Annotated in this window: 2 protein-coding genes and 1 tRNA gene; all 3 read right to left on the minus strand. The window is 64.1% G+C overall.

Going from position 1 to position 2,867, the window contains the following annotated elements:
- Positions 1-345: 345 nt before the first annotated feature.
- Positions 346-419 (minus strand) — tRNA-Val (locus tag NZM16_RS08670).
- A 286-nt stretch (positions 420-705) separates the two neighbouring features.
- Complete coding sequence (locus tag NZM16_RS08675; RefSeq protein WP_295479954.1) at positions 706-1,542, minus strand: tRNA (adenine-N1)-methyltransferase; 837 nt, start codon at positions 1,540-1,542, stop codon at positions 706-708.
- A 9-nt stretch (positions 1,543-1,551) separates the two neighbouring features.
- A complete protein-coding gene (gene menC / locus NZM16_RS08680) occupies positions 1,552-2,661 on the minus strand; it encodes an o-succinylbenzoate synthase (protein WP_295479956.1) in 1,110 nt (369 codons plus the stop codon).
- Positions 2,662-2,867: the final 206 nt, after the last annotated feature.

The following is a 2,867-nucleotide window of genomic DNA, read 5'->3' on the forward strand; positions in this document are numbered from 1 at the left end:
CCCAGCGGCGCTGGATCGGGATAGCCCCTCCAGGGCGGTATCCTCAGGACCTCCACGACGGGCCCTCCCAGCCCTCGAGGCCCGCGCTCTGGCGTGGGGTTCCCCTGAGGACGTGTCCCCTTCTTCGGGTTTCCAGATATGCGAGATGGATGAGTTACGCGGTTCGTTTCCTCCTGGGAGCTTTGATCTCCCTTTCCCTTTTGTCCATCGTCCGTGGCTTAAAGGGCTATAGCGATAGGAGATCTAAAGAACGATAAGGCTGTCCCACCCAGCCCTACGGGCTTCCGACCGGCGCAACCCCTATAGATATACAATAGCCCGCCCTGGTGGGGCGGGCTTTCCTGATGGGCGGTAGAGGACTCGAACCTCTGACCTCCGCGTTGTCAACACGGCGCTCTCACCACCTGAGCTAACCGCCCATCCCATAAAAGATTATATCGAAAAAAGGAACGGACGGCAAGGATCACGCCTGCGGCTCCCGAGCTCATGTCACCCTTCAGGAACGCCTTCGCCCAGAGGATGCTACGCGCAGTGCATAGAGTGGCGCTTTCTTGTAACGGATCACCCTTTCTATTCCCAGGTGTTTGTGGGTGGGCGAGGCCGCCAGTCCCCAAGTCAGGACTACCAGAGGACAAAGGAGCTTTCTGGCGATCCTGTCGGGCGTTTCGAGACGGGAGGAAAGCTCAGCGAGAGCCTCATCCTCGGTTAGGTCTCCGGGGCCTCTTCCCTAGGGGCTTCGGATTCCACCGCGAGGGCCTCCACACCGGGAACCTCCCCCAGGCGTCGAGCGAAGATGAGGAACCCGGTGTGGGCCACCATCCGATCGGCAGGACGGAAGCGCCAGCCTACCGCGTGATAAGGCCGCAGGAGGATCTCGACGGTCTCGATGAATCCAAAGCCGTGAGCGGGCAGGGCTTCAAGGAGCCGGATCACCTGGTTGGCAGTGGGGAGGATGGCCCCGAAGAAGCCGCCGCTCCGCAGGGCCGCCGCCGCCTGCGGCAGATAGACCCAGGGCTCCGGCAGATCCAGGAAGAGGGCATCGGCTTCGGCTTCCTCAAACCCCTCCGCAACATCTCGAACCCGCCACGTGACCATCTCCGCCAGCCCGACCCGCTCCAGGTTCCGGCGGGCCAGGGCCTGCATCTCCGGCCGCACTTCGTAAGTCACCACTCGGCCCAGGGGCCAGACCGCCTGGGCCAGCGCCATGGTCAGCCCCCCGCTCCCCGTCCCCGCTTCTAGCACCAGACGCCCGGGCCGAACGGATAGCTTCAGGAGGATGTAGCCGATGTCCTTCGGATAGAGGATCTGGGTCTGGCGAGGGAGGTGGCGGATCAATTCCTCCATCGAGGGCTCCAGCAACCAGAAGACCTCCCCCCGATGGGAACGCACCGCGGTCCCCCACGGCCGTCCGATGCAGTCCTCATGCGCCACCACGCCCCGATGCGTGTGCAGGCGCCCGCCCGGTTCCAGGCGGATCAGGAAGGGCTTCCCCCCCGGTCCGATGAGCAGCGCCAGATCCCCCGCTTTTGCTTCAATAGCCATGGGATGCCCTCAGCGCGGGAAAGCTTCCATCCGCACAGTCGCTCGATCGACTTTCCGCCGATCCACCTGCACGCCCAACCCCGGCCCAGTGGGCACGCTCAACGTGCCATCCGGGTTCAGGACGAACGGCGGATCGATCAGGTCTTCGTGGTAGTACCGATCGCTGGCGGAGAGATCTCCCGGGAGGGTGAAGCCAGGGAGCGAAGCCAGAGCCACGTTCGCGGCCCGACCGATGCCGGTCTCCAGCATCCCCCCACACCACACGGGGACCCCCCGCGCCGCGCACAGATCGTGGATGCGCCGGGCCTCTAACAGCCCGCCGACTCGCCCCGGCTTGATGTTGATAATCCGACAGGCCCCCATCTCCAGCGCGGCCCGGGCATGCCGGGCGGTGTGGATGCTTTCATCCAGACAGATCGGCGTCCGCAGGCGCGCCTGAAGGAGCGAGTGCTCATAGAGATCGTCCCAGTGGAGGGGCTGCTCGATCATCATCAACTGGAACTCGTCCAGGGCAGCCAGGCGATCGGCATCCTCCAGGCGATAGGCGGAGTTGGCATCGGCCATCAGGGGGATCTCAGGGAACGCCCGACGCACCGCCGCGATCATCTCCACATCCCGGCCCGGTTTGATTTTCACCTTAATGCGCTGGTAACCTTCCTCCAGGTAGCTCTGGATTTTCTCCAGGAGGAGCTCATCGCTGGGCTGGAGGCCGATGCTGACGCCGACCGGCACCCGATCACGGACCCCGCCCAAGTAGCGGGCCAAGGGGAGGCCCGCGCGCCGGGCGAAGAGATCCCAGAAGGCGGCCTCCAGGCCCGCCCGGGCCATCGGGTGACCCCGGAGCCGCTCCCCCATCCGGGCCACCGTTTCGATGTCCGGGATCTCCCGTCCCAGCACGGCAGGGATGAGAAACGCCCGCAGGACATGCCACGCAGTTTCGATGGTTTCATAGGAATACCCGAAATCCCGCGAGGCCACCACCTCGCCCCAGCCTTCCAGGCCGTCCGCGTATACCGTCACCAGGATCGCTTCTCGATCCTGCTCCCGCCCGAAGGAGGTTTCGAAGGGCTCCTTCAGGGCCATCCGGATCACCCGCAGCTCCACACGTTCGACGATCATGGAGGATTTCCTCATCCGAGTAAGAGTTACGCCCTTCGCTTTCTCCTGGGGGCGCTGGGGGCAGAACTGGATGCTTTTAGCGTCTGGCTCCGCCCTCAAAGAAGCCTTACGCCATGTAGGACTTCGGCAGTGAATCCAAAGGAGAGGCCTTCTTAACAGGAGCGGAGAAATCCTCTCCTCTCTTCCTCCCACCCCCTCGAGGTTCC

Source organism: Thermoflexus sp. (assembly GCF_025055495.1).
In the GTDB taxonomy this organism is placed as follows: domain Bacteria; phylum Chloroflexota; class Anaerolineae; order Thermoflexales; family Thermoflexaceae; genus Thermoflexus.